The sequence below is a fragment of the Priestia sp. JNUCC 25 genome (assembly GCF_053667915.1).
Genome location: NZ_CM132211.1, coordinates 4,610,562 through 4,626,589, shown reverse-complemented (window position 1 = coordinate 4,626,589; position 16,028 = coordinate 4,610,562). Strand labels below are relative to the sequence as shown.

Genomic DNA, 16,028 nt, shown 5'->3' with positions numbered 1-16,028 from the left:
ATGAATCTTTTTTATAATAAAGAAGGTATCGGCGATACGTTAATCGTCAAGCTAGAAGATATCGCAATTGAAAATCGTACGTTTGAAACAAAAGGCGACGTTGTGCGTATATTTGATCAAAAATCAAATACAACAGCTGGCTATAACATCTTTCATGCTTCTTCTAAGTTAAAAGTAGAGGGAAATGGTTCTCTTGAATTAACAGAAGAAATGGTGGAAGAAGTAAATCATGTACTTAGCGAAAGCGGTTTTGAAGGTAAACTTGAAGTGGATTTATCTCCTAAATTTGTAGTGGGATATGTTCAAGAAAAAGAAAAGCATCCAAATGCAGATAAGCTGAACATCTGTAAAGTAGATGTTGGCACAGAAACACTTCAAATTGTGTGTGGAGCACCAAATGTAGACGCAGGTCAAAAAGTCGTGGTAGCAAAAGTAGGAGCGGTTATGCCAAGTGGTATGATCATTAAAGATGCAGAGCTGCGCGGTGTACCTTCTTCAGGTATGATTTGCTCTGCTAAAGAGCTGGCGCTTCCGAACGCTCCTCAAGAAAAAGGGATTTTAGTACTTGAAGATAAATATGAAGTAGGTCAACCTTTTCAAGCATAAAAGCAGAGTGCCATACTGATTTATAGGGCAAAAGCATGATGTTTTTTTACACGTATATTTCAAAGCGTTACAGTTGCTGAAAAGCAATTGTCAATTCTTAAAAAGGTTTGATAAAATTAAAAGCCACTAGTATATACTAGTGGCTTTTTTCGCGTTTAATTATGAGTGCTAACTAGACGCGAAAAAATATTTTTGCAAAGAGGAATTTTACTGTATAAATAAGGGAAGCAAAATAGTAGATTTTATAGTAAGAGTTCAAGCATACGTGATAGAATGATAAATGAAAAGATAGTATATATATCCATCTCAGAGAATACTTTGAGGCCAAAGGTAAATAAAGGATGCATGGATAGCTTTTTGTAGATATCGCAGCACTGCGGTATAAGAGGCTAAACGAAGTAAGATAGTCTGATAGAAAGAGTGATAAAAATGGGTTTTGTACGAAAAGTAATGGATTATTTACTAGGATACGAAGTGAAAGAAATCGTTGTAGACGAACATGGAAATACAACGGAAGAATACCCTTTAAATAGAGAAAAAACAATTCCTAAAAAGAAGGCTCCTAAGCCTAAACAAATGCAGTCAGTTCATCAAAAGCCAGTGATGAAAGCAGCGCCAAAACCTTCTGTTCCACACTCGGCCAGAACGCAAAAGCGGAGTTACAGTGAAGAGCAGCAAGATGTTCATACAAAAGTAGCTTATCAATATCCAAAAGGAACGTTTCGTTTTCCTTTAATTGATGATACGGGAGAAGCAAAAAAGGCAGCAGTTCCTAAAAATGAACCAAGGCCTGTAGCAAAAAAGGCACCGGCTCCGTTTTATCAAGAGCCTGCTCGCAAGTCGGCGCTAACACAGCCTAAGTCAGTATCTCAGCCGTTAAAAACGGTATCTGAAAAGAAAGAAGCGGTTCCGCAAGTAAGAAAACGTCCGTTTCGTCCGACTGAAATTCCTTCACCTGTCTATGGGTTTAATAAGCGGCCTTCTAATGTTGTACAAAATGGAAGTGAGGAAGTAGTAGAATATGAGCTTCCGAGTACACAGTTATCAAAAGCAGCGTTTGAAGATGAAATTTACCGACGAGCGATGAATACAGCTGTTGTAGAGCCGTTAAGAAAACCAGTTTCTAAGCCTATAGCCGAAGAAGCACCGATTCAAGAAACAGAAGAAATGATGCAACTGTCTTCTCAGCGTTTTGCTCAGTGGAAGCAATATGAGGAAAATCAAAAAGAGAAGCTATCATTTCCTGAAGAAAAGCCAAGTTCTTCAGTAGCCGTAAAAGAACAGGAAGAGGTGCCAACTTTTGAAGAATCACACGCGGTCGAACCGTTAGTGGGACAAGAGAGAACTCTTGACTGGGATTTAGCGAAAGGTATGACAGCGGCCGAAGAAGTTACAATTTCAGAGGAACCGCGCCCGTCTGAATCATCAGTTTCTCTCCAACAAGAGATAGGAAATGAGACTGAAGAAGTAGAAGCAGAAACGTTGATGGACGGAAGCGCAGTGTTTTTACAAGCAGCAGAAGAAGTAGAAGTAGAAGCACTAAAGCCTAGAAAGAAAGAAGAAGCTCCAGCTGCTGAGAAAGAAAGTGACGTCATTCTAGAAGAGCCAGCAAACAGTGTTCATATGGAAGCAGAACATGAGCTGAATTCTGAAAGTTTAAATTCATCGCAACCCGCAGCTGATGAATGGCAACCAGAAGCGGCATCGGCTGTTGTTCACCAAGAGCTTGAAAATTCGGTGATAAAAGAGGAAGAGAGCAGTATGCAGGAAAGTCAAGAGTTACAAGAACAAGTACAGCAAGAGTCAGCTGTAGAACCTCTTGTACCTGCAGAACAGCCAGGAAATGCTGAACGAGCTCGCGGTAAGCGATTAGTGCCTTTTAACGTGATGATGCTGAAAAAAGACCGCACAAAGATGGATAACAGCGCTCGAGAAAAAAGTCAGCCGTCTCAAGGTTCATACCAAAGGCAGGAGGCAGAAGCTCTGCAAAAAAAAACGGAAGTAAGTAGGCAAGAAGAAGTTCACGGTGAAAAAACCAAAGAAGCGGTTCCACAGGCTTCGTTAAAAGCTGAAGAACCTGTAAATGTAAAGGCTTCTTCTCCTTATGCATTTCCTGGAATGAACTTGCTTAACATTCCTCCAGCTGCTATTGAAGAAGATAATCAATGGGCGGATGAGCAGCGTGAGCTTTTGGATATGACATTAAAAAACTTTAACGTTCGAGCTAAGGTCGTAAACGTCACGCAAGGTCCTACCGTGACCAGATTTGAAGTACATCCTGAACCCGGTGTGAAAGTGAACAAAATTACGAATTTAACAGATGATATTAAACTGAGCCTAGCCGCGCGTGATATCCGAATTGAAGCGCCAATTCCAGGGAAAAATACGATTGGAATTGAAGTGCCAAATCGTCAAAGTAAGCCGGTGTTAATTCGTGAAATTTTGAGGCATCCTTCTTTTAGAAAAGATAACTCTCCTTTAACGGTGGCGTTAGGGTTAGATATTTCAGGAACGCCGGTTGTGACTGACTTGAATAAAATGCCTCACGGTTTGATTGCCGGAGCGACAGGGTCTGGTAAAAGCGTGTGTATTAATACTATTATCGTCAGCTTGCTTTATAAAGCTGCGCCGCACGAAGTCAAGCTTATGTTAATTGACCCTAAAATGGTTGAGCTAGCTCCTTACAACGGTATTCCGCATTTAGTCAGCCCGGTTATCACGGATGCTAAAGCAGCTACTACAGCTTTAAAATGGGCAGTAGAGGAAATGGAGCGCCGTTATGAATTGTTTGCACATGCGGGCGTACGTGATATTACAAAATACAACGAACGTGTAAAAGAACATAATGAAAAAAGCGGGGAGCTGCCATATCTAGTTATTATTATTGATGAACTTGCCGACTTAATGATGGTATCTCCTGGGGAAGTAGAGGAAGCTATTTGCCGTATTGCACAAAAGGCAAGAGCATGTGGCATTCACTTATTGCTTGCAACGCAGCGTCCTTCCGTAGATGTGATTACAGGCTTAATTAAAGCGAATGTGCCAACGCGTATTGCATTTTCTGTTTCTTCGCAAGTTGATTCACGTACAATTATCGACACAGGGGGAGCAGAGAAGCTACTAGGTAAAGGTGATATGCTGCTTCTTGAAAACGGCTCTTCTAAAAGCGTTCGAATTCAAGGGAACTTTGTTTCAGATGAAGAAATTGACCGCGTTGTAGATCATGTCAAAAAACAAATGAAGCCAACATACTTATTTGATCAAGAAGATTTGTTGAAAAAGCAGCAAAGCTTTGCTTCAAATGAAGAAGATGAGCTTTTCTATGAAGCATGCGAGTTTGTGCTAGATCAAGGCGGTGCATCTACTTCCAGTCTGCAAAGACGCTTCAGAATGGGGTACAATCGCGCAGCGCGCCTAATTGATATGATGGAGCAGCAAGGAATTATTTCAGAAGCAAGAGGAAGCAAGCCGAGAGATGTGCTCATTACCGAAAACGAGCTTCAGGAAATGGAAAGTCAAACAGCCACTTCTACATTTTAAGCTGTTTTTCTACATGTAGGTTAAAAAAGAGGCTATGCAAAATCAGCAGAATACAGCATTGTGTGAGCTAACGCTCTGTCACTGTATCCGTGGCCTCTTGTTTTTCTGCTTTAAGTTCGTTTATACAGAATTTGAGTAGAGATTTTGGAAGAAATCCATCAAGAAAAAAAGGAAAAGGTTTGTCAGAACTAGTAAAATGATTTACTATATGTAAGGATAATGTGTGTTTTGCTTTTTTAGCATGTGATAGTTTGCTATCATTTCTCACCAGCAGAAACATATGAGCTGAAGGCGTATAAAGAGGACAAACTAAAATAATTAGAGTACGAGTGAAGAGTAATGACAGAAGAAAATCATGAACTGATTAACTTTAATGAAATTCGTGAACAAAAGCAGCTTCAGTCTGATAATGCTATTTGCGACTTTTACAATCAATATTTCTTTTTTGTGAACCGCTATACGAATATACGAGAAAAAGTGCGGGCTTCACATTTATTTAAAGAGTTAGTAAACTTGCCTCATGAGGCGCCTCTGTCTGATTCCCATGAACAATTATTTTTTCAGTGGTTTGCATTTGAATATGTAACCATTCAGGGGAAAACCCTGCTGCAGCTTTTTTTAGCTGATCAGGCGAAGCAGAAAACAGAGTCGTTTTTGATTCAAGGAGCCTTTTTTTTGACGAGTGTACTAGAGCCAATTATTGTGTCTAAAGTACCTAATTCGTTTTTCTTAAAAGGATATACCCCATTGACAAATGAGCAGGTTATCATCAAAGATGTAAGAGGAAGATTTGCAAATTTAGAGGAACAACAAGTAATTTGGATTCGGAAAATAAAATCAATCGGATATGACGTGTTAATTGACTCTTTCTTTTTAGGACATAAACAACGCATTGAACAGTTAGTAACGCAATATAATGACAAAAAAAATGCAATGACATGGCGCTCGTTTTTAAAACAGCAGGCTATATACTATGTGATGAAGCCAAAATAAAAGGCCGTTTCGCAAGGCAAGAGAGTAGAAATGGAGTCATGGAGTTATGTTATAAGAAGTGATATAATGTACGAATGTTATCGTGAAATCAGCAATCAAACGACATTTATATACGTTTGTAAGAGCAATTCTAGATAACCGTCATATACTGTCTTACAGATAGACGAATGTTGGAGGTTCTTTATATGACAGTTTACCATTTTGTAGGTATTAAAGGAACAGGAATGAGTGCGCTTGCGCAAATCCTAAACGATATGGGCTTTCAAGTTCAAGGATCGGATATTGAAAAAGAAATTTTTACGCAAAAAGCACTAGAACAGCAGGGAATTCCTGTTTTACCATTTGATAAAAATAATATTAAAGACGGCATGACTGTAATCGCAGGAAATGCTTTTCCTGATACGCATGAAGAAATTGCAGAAGCAGCTTCAAAAGAAGGAGTCAAGCTTGTACGCTATCACCGTTTCTTAGGTGACTTTATGAAACAGTATACGAGTGTAGCCGTAACAGGAGCACACGGAAAAACATCCACAACGGGTATGTTAGCGCATGTGATTCAAGGAGCTGAACCTACTTCATATTTAATCGGAGACGGTACGGGTAAAGGTGTAAAAGACAGCAAGTATTTTGCGTTTGAGGCATGTGAATATCGCCGCCACTTCTTATCTTATACGCCAGACTATGCAATTATGACGAATATTGATTTTGATCACCCTGATTATTTTGCCAATATCGACGATGTATTCAGCGCGTTCCAAGAGATGGCACTTCAAGTCAAAAAAGGAATTATTGCCTGTGGTGACGATGAACATCTGCAGCAAATTCAAGCGAAGGTACCTGTTCTTTATTACGGATTAGGCGAAGAAAATGATTTCCAAGCACGTAATATCGTAAAAAGCACAACAGGCACAACATTTGATGTGTTCGTTCGTAATACATTCCACGCATCATTTGAAATTCCAGGGTATGGCGACCATAACATCTTAAATGCACTTTCTGTTATTGCACTTTGTCATTATGAAGAAATTGACGTTGCTGTGCTGCAAGAGCGTTTTAAAACATATCAAGGTGTAAAGCGTCGTTTCAGTGAAAAGAACGTTGGCAAACAAGTGCTAATCGATGATTATGCACACCATCCAACGGAAATTAATGCAACGATTTCAGCTGCTCGTCAAAAGTATCCAAACCGTGAAGTTGTGGCTGTTTTCCAACCGCATACTTTTACGCGTACACAAACGTTCTTAGAGGATTTTGCAGCAAGCTTACAGCACGCTGATAAAGTATATCTATGTGACATTTTTGGATCAGCTCGTGAGCATCAAGGTAAATTATCAATTGAAGATTTACGAAGCAAAATCAGCGGAGCTGAATTAATTAATGAAGAAACAATTGAATCGTTAAAAGACCATAATGAAGCTGTATTAGTATTTATGGGTGCTGGAGACATTCAAAAGTTTGAAAAACTATATCAGCAAACCGTATCATAAAAAAAAGGCACTCAGGAGAGTGCCTTTTTTTATTTCAAAACTCATTTTAAATTTTCAGGATTTAACGCTTTTAATTCCTCAATGACAAATAGCCCGTCTTTACGAATTAACACGTCATCGAAATAAATCTCACCGCCGCCGTATTCTGGGCGCTGAATCATCACCATATCCCAGTGGATATTTGACTTATTTCCATTATACGCATCTTCGTAGCACTCGCCAGGAGTGAAGTGGAAACTTCCGTCAATTTTTTCATCAAATAAAATGTCTTGCATTGGATGTTGAATATATGGATTTACGCCAATCGCAAATTCGCCAACAAAACGTGCGCCTTCATCCGTATCAAAAATGCCGTTGATGCGTTCTGTATCATTAGCGGTTGCTTCAACAATCTTACCGTTTTTAAATGTTAAGGATACATTCTCAAACGTAAAGCCTTGATAGTTAGAAGGAGTGTTGTAAGAAATTGTTCCGTTTACAGAATCACGTACAGGAGCCGTGTATACTTCACCGTCCGGAATATTCATTTCCCCGGCACACTTCACTGCAGGAATATCTTTAATAGAGAACGTTAAGTCTGTATTCTCACCTGTTAAACGCACTTTGTCCGTACGGTTCATGAGCTCAACTAAAGCATCCATCGCTTTGCTCATTTTGCCATAGTCTAAGTTACATACATCAAAATAAAAATCTTCAAATGCTTCTGTACTCATTTTAGCAAGCTGCGCCATTGAATCGTTTGGATAGCGAAGAACAACCCATTTTGTTTTTGGAACGCGAATTTCTCTATGTACTTTTTTACCGATCGTATTTCCTTGGATTTTCATTTTATCTGCCGGAACATCTGATTGTTCAAAAATGTTTGAACCAGAACGCAAGCCAATATAAGCATTCATTTCTTTCATCACATTTGCTTCGAAGTCTGCCATCATATTGAACTGCTCTTCTTGTGCACCGTTTAAAAGAGCGCGGTCTACCGAATGATCTTTTAGCAGTACAAATGGATAGCCACCCGCCTTGTACGCTTCATCTACAAGTGCTGTCACAAGTTCGCGCTGAAGTCCAAAGTTTTCGATTAATACTTTTTCTCCTTTTTGAAGGCGAACAGAATAATTAATTAAATTTTTAGCTAATGTCGCAATTCTAGGGTCTTTCATAAATAGTGCCTCCTTAAAATAACAATGATTGGTGATTCACTTTCTATTGTACCCCACTGAGCTTATTTTGTTTGTTTTTATGCTTTAAAATCCTTTTTTTCTTTAGGAAGGGAAATAACTCATATATCGCGAAATAATGTAACAATCTTCCCTTTTTCTGAATAAAGGCAGAGAGAATATGGTAAAGTTAAAGAGTCTATAGGGAATAGAAGGTTTAATTGTTTATAAAATTGGGAAAGTAGTTATAACAAGAGAGAAGAAAATAGGAGGTGCCTTGCACAGATGGTTATTATTCTTTATTTAAGCGCTGCTATTGTTGCCATTGCGATTTTTTACCTGGTGGTTTCCGTGTCCAAAACATTGAAATCCGTTCAGCACACATTAAATTCAGTGGCAGGTACTTTAGACGGTGTAGAAAAGCAAATGACAGGAATCACAGCCGAAACAACTGCACTTTTACATAAGACTAATCTGTTAGCTGAAGATATTCAGCGTAAATCCGAAGCGCTGAACACAGTGGTGGATTCTGTTAAAGGCGTAGGTGACTCAATCCAAGACCTAAATAAGTCTATTAAAAGCGTATCATCAAGCGTTTCAGAGAAAGTAGAAGAAAATAAAGAAACTGTTGCTCAAGTTGTTCAATGGAGCAATGTTGCATTAGACGTATGGGAACGTATAAAATTAAGAAAACAGAAAAAAGTTGACGCAGAGCCTGTACCTGTTGAAGTAAAAGAAAAAGCGGTTCAACGCTCACGCTCATTTTCATAAGGATGAACTTTAAAGGAGGAGACGCATATGTCAAACAAACCAAATAAACCAAACAACACTTCAAATAAAGGCTTTTTAGTAGGAACAGTGATTGGAGGAGTTGTAGGAGCTGCAACGGCATTACTACTTGCTCCAAAATCAGGTAAAGAGTTCCGTTCTGATTTAAATGAGCAGGCAGCTTACGTTCGTTTAAAAACAGAGCAAGCGAAAAACAGCGCTGTTGAAAAAGGACAAGGGTTTGCTCAAACGGCTAAAGAAAAAACGGCTGGTCTATCACAAACACTGTCTGAGCAATCTTCACAAGTAGTGGACAAGGTGAAAAACTTCCGTAAAATAGATCCTGAACACGAAGCATTACCGCCAACAAGCTTAGAAGTGCTTGCTGATGAAGTTGAGTCTCAAAGCAACGAAGACGTTCAGCAAAAGCTAACAGAAGCTCAAAAAGCACTAGATGAAGTGGAAAGCACAGTGCCACGACCATAATAAAGAATCAAAAGCGTTTACCCTACAGGGTGAACGCTTTTTTTGTATGTAATTTAGGTTGGATAACAACAAGTAAATAATCGTTTCATTGCAGGAAACCCCCCCACCTTATAAATGAATTTATGAGCATCATACATAAAGCTGAGCACTCTTTTTGTATGGAAACGGTCAAACCATGTAAACTTAAGAGTAAGTACAGAAAGGGTGAAAAAAATGAAAAAAATTTCAACAGTTGAAGAGTTCGAACAAGTTGTAAAGGAAAACAATCGCTTTTTATTTTTAAAACACAGTACAACGTGTCCAATTAGTGCAGCTGGTCATGAGGCATTTTCAGCATTTGCTTCTAGTCATGAAGACATTCCTTCTTATTATCTTCATGTCCAAGATTCACGTGATGTATCTAACTATATTGCTGAGACGTATGAAGTGAAGCATGAATCACCTCAAGCGCTTCTGTTTGAAGATGGAAAAGTAAAGTGGCATGCTTCTCACTGGAACATTAACGAAGACGAATTAGCGAAAAACGTAGCTCACTAATCGAAAAAGTATTTTAGTAAAAGAAAAATCCGAACATTAATCGTTCGGATTTTTTCATTGGCGGGGTGAACGTAGGTTTACTGTATGGAGCTGCTAAGACGAAGACTCCTGCGGGAAAAGCGAAACAGGTGAGACCCCACAGGAGCGTAAGCGACGAGGAGGCTCAGCGGCCGCCCGCGAAAAGCGAAGTCTTGCACAGAAATCAACAGCGGTATGACACGCAATCCATAATAGATTGTTTATCCCATTTGTTCGCCTTTAGATTGGAGCGATTTAGCTATGCCTCAACCTCTTTTTTTTATAAGCTGATTGCGGTTTCATCCGCTTTTTCGTACAATAGATGTAGTTTAGCACATAAAAGCAGAGAAGCCCCTTACATATATCCTCCATCATCTATCATCTTATGTAGTAACCCTGCTAAACGGATTTTTTAAAATCAGTGAAAGGGTGGACGTACATGGCGAATTCAGATCTTCAGCATTTGCGATCTCAAATTGACGAAGTAAATATGAAACTGTTAAAGCTTATTAATGAGCGAGGCGAGCTTGTTCAAGAAATAGGAAAGTTAAAAGGAATGCAGTCAACCAAACGTTTTGATCCCGTTCGTGAACGAGCAATGCTTGATACGATTTTAAGCAAGAATGAAGGACCGTTTCAAACGTCTACGCTTCAACATATTTTCAAAGAGATTTTTAAAGCTCATTTAGAGCTTCAAGAAGATGATCATCGTAAAGCACTTCTTGTATCCCGTAAAAAGAAGCGGGAAAATACAATTGTTACGGTAAAAGGAGAAACAATTGGTGACGGACTTCAGCGTTTTGTAGCAGGACCTTGTTCCGTTGAAAGCTATGAGCAAGTAGCAGCCGTAGCAAAAGCCGTAAAGCAGCAGGGCGTGCGGATGCTTAGAGGCGGAGCCTACAAGCCAAGAACATCTCCTTATGATTTTCAAGGCCTTGGCTTAGAAGGATTGCAAATTTTAAAAAGAGTAGCTGACGAATACGATTTAGCCGTTATTAGTGAAATTGTCGACCCGGCTGATATTGAAACAGCTGTAGAATACGTAGATGTGATTCAAATTGGTGCTCGTAATATGCAAAATTTTGAGCTGTTAAAAGAAGCGGGTGCGGTGAAGAAGCCTGTCTTATTAAAGCGAGGCTTAGCCGCTACGATTGATGAGTTTATTAATGCTGCTGAATACATTGTTTCAAAAGGAAATGATCAGCTGATTTTGTGTGAACGAGGAATTCGTACGTATGAGCGAGCAACGCGAAATACGCTGGATATTTCAGCTGTTCCCATTTTAAAACAAGAAACTCATTTACCTGTTTTAGTCGACGTCACGCATTCAACGGGAAGACGAGATTTACTTGTTCCAACGGCTAAAGCAGCTCTTGCCATTGGGGCAGATGGAATTATGGCAGAAGTTCATCCAGATCCTGCGGTAGCACTTTCTGATTCAGCTCAGCAAATGGATATCCCGCAATTTACAGAATTTATGAAGCAGCTAAAACCTATATGTAACTTAAATTTATAAAAAAACGTAAAAATGAAAAATTCGTATACTTTTATGACAAGTTTGAGGCACTTAATGGTTTCAAGCTTGTTTGCCTTTCGTTATAATAAAGATAAGCGAAATTATCACGTATTTTGAAAACAGTCGATAACTTTTGTCAAAATAGGAAAGAATAAGTGCAAATCCAAAAAACAAGAATTTATGAAATTCTCGTGAAACTTGTCGGAAAAAGGCGGTAAATACGTTGCGATGAAGCACATAGTATCGTATAGTAGTTACAGATATTCGCTATCATTCTGTGATTGCATATGATATAAATTCGCGATTCACTTTTTTTATTTACTTAATATACACCGTCTTTTACATTGTTACATATAAACTGGTAAAATTGTCTTTGCCACGTAATAATAAGGGCATAACAGGAATGATTTAGATGCATACAGGGTATCTAAGCTGTATGTAAGAGTGAAGGAGCTAGAAATAGCCATTCTATAAAGGAAGATGGATTTATATACGTAAATACAAGAAATGAAATAAGGATAAAATAAACGAAATGTTTTTCGATAAGGAGTGTTTGTTGTGAACGTAACAATTTATGATGTAGCAAGGGAAGCAAGCGTGTCGATGGCAACGGTTTCTCGTGTGGTAAACGGAAATCCAAATGTAAAACCATCAACTAGAAAAAAAGTATTAGAAACAATTGAAAGACTAGGCTATCGTCCGAACGCAGTAGCGCGTGGATTAGCAAGTAAAAAAACAACGACAGTAGGAGTTATCATTCCTGATATTTCAAATATTTTCTATGCAGAATTAGCGCGTGGAATCGAAGATATTGCAACGATGTACAAATATAATATCATCTTAAGTAACTCCGATCAAAATCAAGATAAAGAACTTCACCTTTTAAATAACATGCTTGGTAAACAAGTAGACGGAATCATCTTCATGAGTGGGAATGTAACGGAAGAACACGTAGAAGAGCTAAAAAAATCACCGGTTCCAGTTGTACTTGCAGCATCAATCGAATCAACTAACCAAATCCCATCTGTAACTATTGATTATGAACAAGCAGCTTTTGATGCAGTGCAATCACTAATTGACAGCGGTCATAAAAATATTGCATTCGTTTCAGGTACGTTAGAAGAACCAATCAATCATGCGAAAAAAGTAAAAGGGTACAAGCGTGCTCTTACTGAAAGCGGATTGCCTGTACGTGATTCTTATATTGTAGAAGGAGACTACACGTACGATTCAGGTATTGAAGCGGTTGAAAAACTATTAGAAGAAGATGAAAAGCCAACTGCTATTTTCGTTGGAACGGATGAAATGGCATTAGGCGTTATTCACGGGGCACAAGATCGCGGGTTGAATGTACCAAACGATCTAGAAGTTATCGGTTTTGATAACACAAGACTTTCAACAATGGTTCGTCCTCAGTTAACATCTGTTGTACAGCCAATGTATGATATTGGTGCAGTAGCGATGCGTCTCTTAACAAAATACATGAACAAAGAAACGGTAGACAGCAGCATTGTACAGCTTCCTCACCGCATCGAGTTCAGACAATCAACAAAATAATACCTGTGAATGAATAAGAACGAATCCAAAGTTCAGACACGGGGAGATAGAATATGAAAAAAGTTGATATGCTCACACCTATAGGGATACTAATTGGTATCTCTATGGTTGTGTTTGGGGTTATTTCAAGTGGAGGAATGAGCGGTTTTTTAGCTTTTATTGATGTACCATCGATTTTAATTGTACTGGGAGGCGTTTTTGGTACGCTGTGCGTGAGCTTTCCTTTAAAACAATTGAAAAATATGGGAAAAGTAGGGAAACAAGCGTTTCAATCTAAAGAAATAAACGTAGAAGAAATTGTAGGAACATTTGTACATTTATCGGAAAAAGCGCGTCGAGAAGGACTTCTATCGTTAGAAGCAGAGCTTGAACAAATCGATGATTCATTTGTGAAAAAAGGTATTTTGCTAGCCATTGATGGAGTAGAACCGGAAATGATTCGAGAGCTGCTTGAAGCTGAAATAGCTGCAGTGGAAGAAAGACATGCGAGAGGTCGAAGTATGTTTGAAAAAGCAGGCGATTATGCCCCCGCTTGGGGAATGATTGGGACGCTCGTTGGGCTAGTGCTAATGCTTAAAAGCCTTAATACCCCTTCATCGCTTGGGCCTAACATGGCAATTGCTCTTTTAACGACTTTCTACGGGGCGCTGCTTTCAAACTTGTTTTTTCAGCCAATCGCAGCTAAATTAGCTGGTAAAACGGAGCATGAGCTTTTTGTTAAAGAAGTGATTATTGAAGGTGTCATCGGCTTGCAGGCGGGTCAAAATTCTCGCTTTGTGCAAGCAAAGCTAAAAGTATTTGCCCCTGTTGAAAAACGAAAGCTGGAAGAAAAGAGAGAACACGTTCGTGAAGCGTAGAAGAAAAAGGTATTCGGCACAGTCGCCAAAATGGATGGTAACATTTGCTGATTTGGTGACGTTAATATTAGTTTTTTTTATTTTACTATTTTCAATGTCTAGCGTGGATAATCAAAAGTTTCAGACCGTTGTCAATTCGCTTACAAGCGGTGGATCATTAGCTTCTGTAGAAAAGAGCCAGCAGTCTCAAAAGCTGGATAGCATTTTAGCGAAAGTGCAGGACTACCTGAAGGAAAATAAGCTTCAGAATGTCATTACTGCTAAGCGAGATGAACGCGGGGTTGTGCTTATTTTACAAGAACAGGTGCTGTTTGAAACAGGACAAGCCGACATTTTGAAAAAAGGTACCCCTTTTCTGGATGAATTAGGAAGGTTATTCAGTACTATTCCAAATGATATTAAAGTAGAAGGTCATACCGACAATCGACCCATTCACACCTATCGTTATCCATCTAATTGGGAACTATCGGCAGCGCGTGCTAGCGGCGTCATACGTTATTTAACGAACCATTTTTCTCTTTCTGCTAACCGCTTTGAAGCACTTGGATACGGAGATACAAAGCCGCTTGTTCCGAACACGTCTAATGGCAATCTACAAAAAAATAGGCGCGTCGAAATTATTATTTCAGATCCCGAAGCACAGTGAAAAAGGCCATACACTTGTATAGCCTTTTTTAAGAATGAGATGTATGAGAACGAATAGGATAAAGAGCGCGCTCAAGAGTTTGAGCGTTTTTTTCTGTTATTTCTGGTTTTCTTGGAATTGGCTGATAGATATTAGGTTCATCATCCCACTTTGTGCAAACGGGGTGAGGCGATACTTTTGTCCATTTTTCAAGCCATGACAGAGGAAGCATGCCTTCTGCCTTTCGTTCAATCATTTCAAGCCAAATGAATGACCAAGCCCGAGGAACAACCCGCCAAATATCATAACCTCCTCCGCCAACCGCAATCCATCTTCCCTGACAGTATTCATGGGCAATTTCATGAGCAATTTTAGGAATCTCACGGTATATTTTCGTGGTGCCGCATAAATGAGTGAGCGGATCGTAATAATGAGAATCGGCTCCATTTTGTGTCAAGATAACATCTGGTTTAAAAAAAGCAGCTACTTCTTTTAAAGAGGTCTTATAAACGTCGAGCCAAGACTCATCTTCCGTATAAGCATCAACAGGCACATTAAATGAATAACCATAGCCTTCACCGTGCCCGCGTTCGTTAACGTTTCCCGTGCCTGGAAACAAGTAGCGTCCCGTTTCATGAATGGAAAGAGTACAAACGGAAGGGTCGTCATAAAATGTCCATTGCACGCCGTCACCGTGGTGAGCATCTGTATCGACATAGAGAACACGCGCGTTGTACTTTTGCTGCATATATTTGATGGCTACCGCGCTATCGTTATAAATACAGAAGCCGGAAGCTTTTCCTCGAAAGCCGTGGTGCAATCCTCCTCCTAAATTTAGAGCATGCTTAGCTTTTCCAGTCATCACATAATCTACAGCAGTAAGTGTACCCCCAACTAAAAATGCACTAGCTTCATGCATGTTGGGAAACATAGGTGTATCTTCTGTTCCAAGACCAAAATCTGCTGCTTTTTCAACAGAAAGCTCGCCGCTTCCTGCTAATTTTACCGCTTGAATATAGCTAGTATCATGGACAAGCTGAAGTTCTTCATCAGATGCCATCCGCGGTAATACAATATCTTGATTGCCTAAAGCGCCAAATTCCCGTAACAGTTCATATGTTAGTTGAACACGAAGCTGGTTAAACGGATGATTATTGCTGAATTTGTACGAAAGAATATCATCTGAATAAATAAATACAGCATTACTAGTCATTACGTCATCTCCGGTAATTTAGGCCACAACACCTCATAGCCGTTTTCTTTTAATGTATTTATACTAATCAATGGATTAATAGCTTGAATGCGAAGCACAAGGATTTTATATCGTTCATCTACATCAGGGTAGACGAGTACGCTTAAGATGTTTGTTTTCTTTGAACCAAAAAGGGATGTAACTTCAGCGAGCACGCCAGCCTTATTTTCTACTTTTATTTCAATTTGTGAACCTGGCTTATTGGTGCCGGTAAGCTGAATAAACGTATGTAATAGATCTCTTTCGGTAACAACGCCTACTAACCGCTTGTTTTTTGTGACGGGAATACAACCGATTTGATGTTCATAAAAAATACTTGCAATTTCTTCAACAAAATCAAGAGGGTGAGCTGTAATGACTTCTTTTTGCATAATCATCCGCACGGGTTCGGATAGAAGAGCAGATGTATAAGTATTATCTAAAATAGATGGACTTGCATCTCTTACGTCTCGATCAGAAATGATGCCAACTACGTGATGAAGGTCATTAACGATAGGAATATGTCTAATCTTATGTGTATCTAAAAGTTTCATAGCTTCAGCAATCGTATGGTCGGGGGTTAAGGTAACGAGATCAGTTTTCATCATCTCTTCAACAATCATCAGACACAGCTCCTTTTCTTAAAGGTCAGC

14 protein-coding genes and 1 pseudogene are annotated in these 16,028 nt (G+C 39.2%); 12 read left to right on the top strand and 3 right to left on the bottom strand.

Annotation, left to right across the window (positions count from 1 at the left end; genetic code table 11):
* The 4 genes from ytpR (at window position 1) to murC (ending at window position 6,626) form a co-directional block, all read left to right on the top strand.
* The gene (ytpR, locus tag JNUCC25_RS24225; protein ID WP_013059502.1) at window positions 1-606 is read left to right on the top strand and encodes a YtpR family tRNA-binding protein; all 606 of its coding nucleotides are present in this window, start codon (window positions 1-3) and stop codon (window positions 604-606) included.
* A 429-nt stretch (window positions 607-1,035) separates the two neighbouring features.
* Window positions 1,036-4,146 (top strand): DNA translocase FtsK, encoded by a 3,111-nt coding sequence (locus JNUCC25_RS24220; RefSeq protein ID WP_029319968.1) that lies wholly within the window; start codon window positions 1,036-1,038, stop codon window positions 4,144-4,146.
* A gap of 339 nt (window positions 4,147-4,485) precedes the next feature.
* Window positions 4,486-5,139: a hypothetical protein gene (locus tag JNUCC25_RS24215; protein WP_013059500.1), complete on the top strand. Its 654-nt coding sequence runs from the start codon at window positions 4,486-4,488 to the stop codon at window positions 5,137-5,139.
* 185 nt (window positions 5,140-5,324) lie between these two features.
* Entirely contained in the window at window positions 5,325-6,626 is a 1,302-nt protein-coding gene (gene murC / locus JNUCC25_RS24210) for a UDP-N-acetylmuramate--L-alanine ligase (protein WP_013059499.1), read from the top strand.
* Between the two features lie 41 nt (window positions 6,627-6,667).
* Here murC and JNUCC25_RS24205 read toward each other — a convergent pair whose 3' ends face one another.
* Window positions 6,668-7,783 carry an aminopeptidase gene (locus JNUCC25_RS24205; RefSeq protein ID WP_013085232.1) on the bottom strand — a complete coding sequence of 372 codons (1,116 nt, stop codon included), beginning with the start codon at window positions 7,781-7,783 and terminating at the stop codon, window positions 6,668-6,670.
* 282 nt (window positions 7,784-8,065) lie between these two features.
* Here JNUCC25_RS24205 and JNUCC25_RS24200 point away from each other — a divergent pair, with 282 nt between their 5' ends.
* The 8 genes and pseudogenes from JNUCC25_RS24200 (at window position 8,066) to motS (ending at window position 14,165) form a co-directional block, all read left to right on the top strand.
* Window positions 8,066-8,551, top strand: a complete 486-nt coding sequence (locus tag JNUCC25_RS24200; RefSeq protein ID WP_013059497.1) for a DUF948 domain-containing protein — start codon at window positions 8,066-8,068, stop codon at window positions 8,549-8,551.
* 27 nt (window positions 8,552-8,578) lie between these two features.
* The gene (locus tag JNUCC25_RS24195; RefSeq protein WP_078082201.1) at window positions 8,579-9,034 is read left to right on the top strand and encodes a YtxH domain-containing protein; all 456 of its coding nucleotides are present in this window, start codon (window positions 8,579-8,581) and stop codon (window positions 9,032-9,034) included.
* A gap of 213 nt (window positions 9,035-9,247) precedes the next feature.
* Window positions 9,248-9,571 (top strand): bacillithiol system redox-active protein YtxJ, encoded by a 324-nt coding sequence (gene ytxJ, locus JNUCC25_RS24190; protein ID WP_013059495.1) that lies wholly within the window; start codon window positions 9,248-9,250, stop codon window positions 9,569-9,571.
* A gap of 97 nt (window positions 9,572-9,668) precedes the next feature.
* Window positions 9,669-9,880: pseudogene (locus JNUCC25_RS24185) on the top strand (hypothetical protein); the annotation flags it as partial.
* 148 nt (window positions 9,881-10,028) lie between these two features.
* Window positions 10,029-11,105: a bifunctional 3-deoxy-7-phosphoheptulonate synthase/chorismate mutase gene (locus JNUCC25_RS24180; RefSeq protein WP_454222551.1), complete on the top strand. Its 1,077-nt coding sequence runs from the start codon at window positions 10,029-10,031 to the stop codon at window positions 11,103-11,105.
* A 558-nt stretch (window positions 11,106-11,663) separates the two neighbouring features.
* Window positions 11,664-12,662, top strand: a complete 999-nt coding sequence (ccpA, locus tag JNUCC25_RS24175; RefSeq protein ID WP_013059493.1) for a catabolite control protein A — start codon at window positions 11,664-11,666, stop codon at window positions 12,660-12,662.
* A 53-nt stretch (window positions 12,663-12,715) separates the two neighbouring features.
* Window positions 12,716-13,519, top strand: coding sequence for a flagellar motor protein MotP (gene motP, locus JNUCC25_RS24170; protein ID WP_013059492.1), 804 nt, complete (start codon window positions 12,716-12,718; stop codon window positions 13,517-13,519).
* Window positions 13,509-14,165, top strand: coding sequence for a flagellar motor protein MotS (gene motS, locus JNUCC25_RS24165; protein ID WP_029319972.1), 657 nt, complete (start codon window positions 13,509-13,511; stop codon window positions 14,163-14,165). The genes motP and motS overlap by 11 nt, the downstream gene beginning before the upstream one ends.
* A 28-nt stretch (window positions 14,166-14,193) precedes the next feature.
* Here motS and JNUCC25_RS24160 read toward each other — a convergent pair whose 3' ends face one another.
* Window positions 14,194-15,357 (bottom strand): acetoin utilization protein AcuC, encoded by a 1,164-nt coding sequence (locus tag JNUCC25_RS24160; protein WP_029319974.1) that lies wholly within the window; start codon window positions 15,355-15,357, stop codon window positions 14,194-14,196.
* Window positions 15,357-15,998 (bottom strand): acetoin utilization AcuB family protein, encoded by a 642-nt coding sequence (locus JNUCC25_RS24155; protein WP_013059489.1) that lies wholly within the window; start codon window positions 15,996-15,998, stop codon window positions 15,357-15,359. Before JNUCC25_RS24155 ends, JNUCC25_RS24160 begins: the two co-directional genes overlap by 1 nt.
* Window positions 15,999-16,028 lie beyond the last annotated feature (30 nt).

What these genes read in the sequence shown, in the direction of transcription:
- ytpR (WP_013059502.1), top strand. Translation starts at nt 1, where the DNA reads ATGAATCTTTTTTATAATAAAGAAGGTATCGGCGATACGTTAATCGTC.
- JNUCC25_RS24220 (WP_029319968.1), top strand. Translation starts at nt 1,036, where the DNA reads ATGGGTTTTGTACGAAAAGTAATGGATTATTTACTAGGATACGAAGTG.
- JNUCC25_RS24215 (WP_013059500.1), top strand. Translation starts at nt 4,486, where the DNA reads ATGACAGAAGAAAATCATGAACTGATTAACTTTAATGAAATTCGTGAA.
- murC (WP_013059499.1), top strand. Translation starts at nt 5,325, where the DNA reads ATGACAGTTTACCATTTTGTAGGTATTAAAGGAACAGGAATGAGTGCG.
- JNUCC25_RS24205 (WP_013085232.1), bottom strand. Translation starts at nt 7,783, where the DNA reads ATGAAAGACCCTAGAATTGCGACATTAGCTAAAAATTTAATTAATTAT.
- JNUCC25_RS24200 (WP_013059497.1), top strand. Translation starts at nt 8,066, where the DNA reads ATGGTTATTATTCTTTATTTAAGCGCTGCTATTGTTGCCATTGCGATT.
- JNUCC25_RS24195 (WP_078082201.1), top strand. Translation starts at nt 8,579, where the DNA reads ATGTCAAACAAACCAAATAAACCAAACAACACTTCAAATAAAGGCTTT.
- ytxJ (WP_013059495.1), top strand. Translation starts at nt 9,248, where the DNA reads ATGAAAAAAATTTCAACAGTTGAAGAGTTCGAACAAGTTGTAAAGGAA.
- JNUCC25_RS24180 (WP_454222551.1), top strand. Translation starts at nt 10,029, where the DNA reads ATGGCGAATTCAGATCTTCAGCATTTGCGATCTCAAATTGACGAAGTA.
- motP (WP_013059492.1), top strand. Translation starts at nt 12,716, where the DNA reads ATGAAAAAAGTTGATATGCTCACACCTATAGGGATACTAATTGGTATC.
- JNUCC25_RS24160 (WP_029319974.1), bottom strand. Translation starts at nt 15,357, where the DNA reads ATGACTAGTAATGCTGTATTTATTTATTCAGATGATATTCTTTCGTAC.
- JNUCC25_RS24155 (WP_013059489.1), bottom strand. Translation starts at nt 15,998, where the DNA reads ATGATTGTTGAAGAGATGATGAAAACTGATCTCGTTACCTTAACCCCC.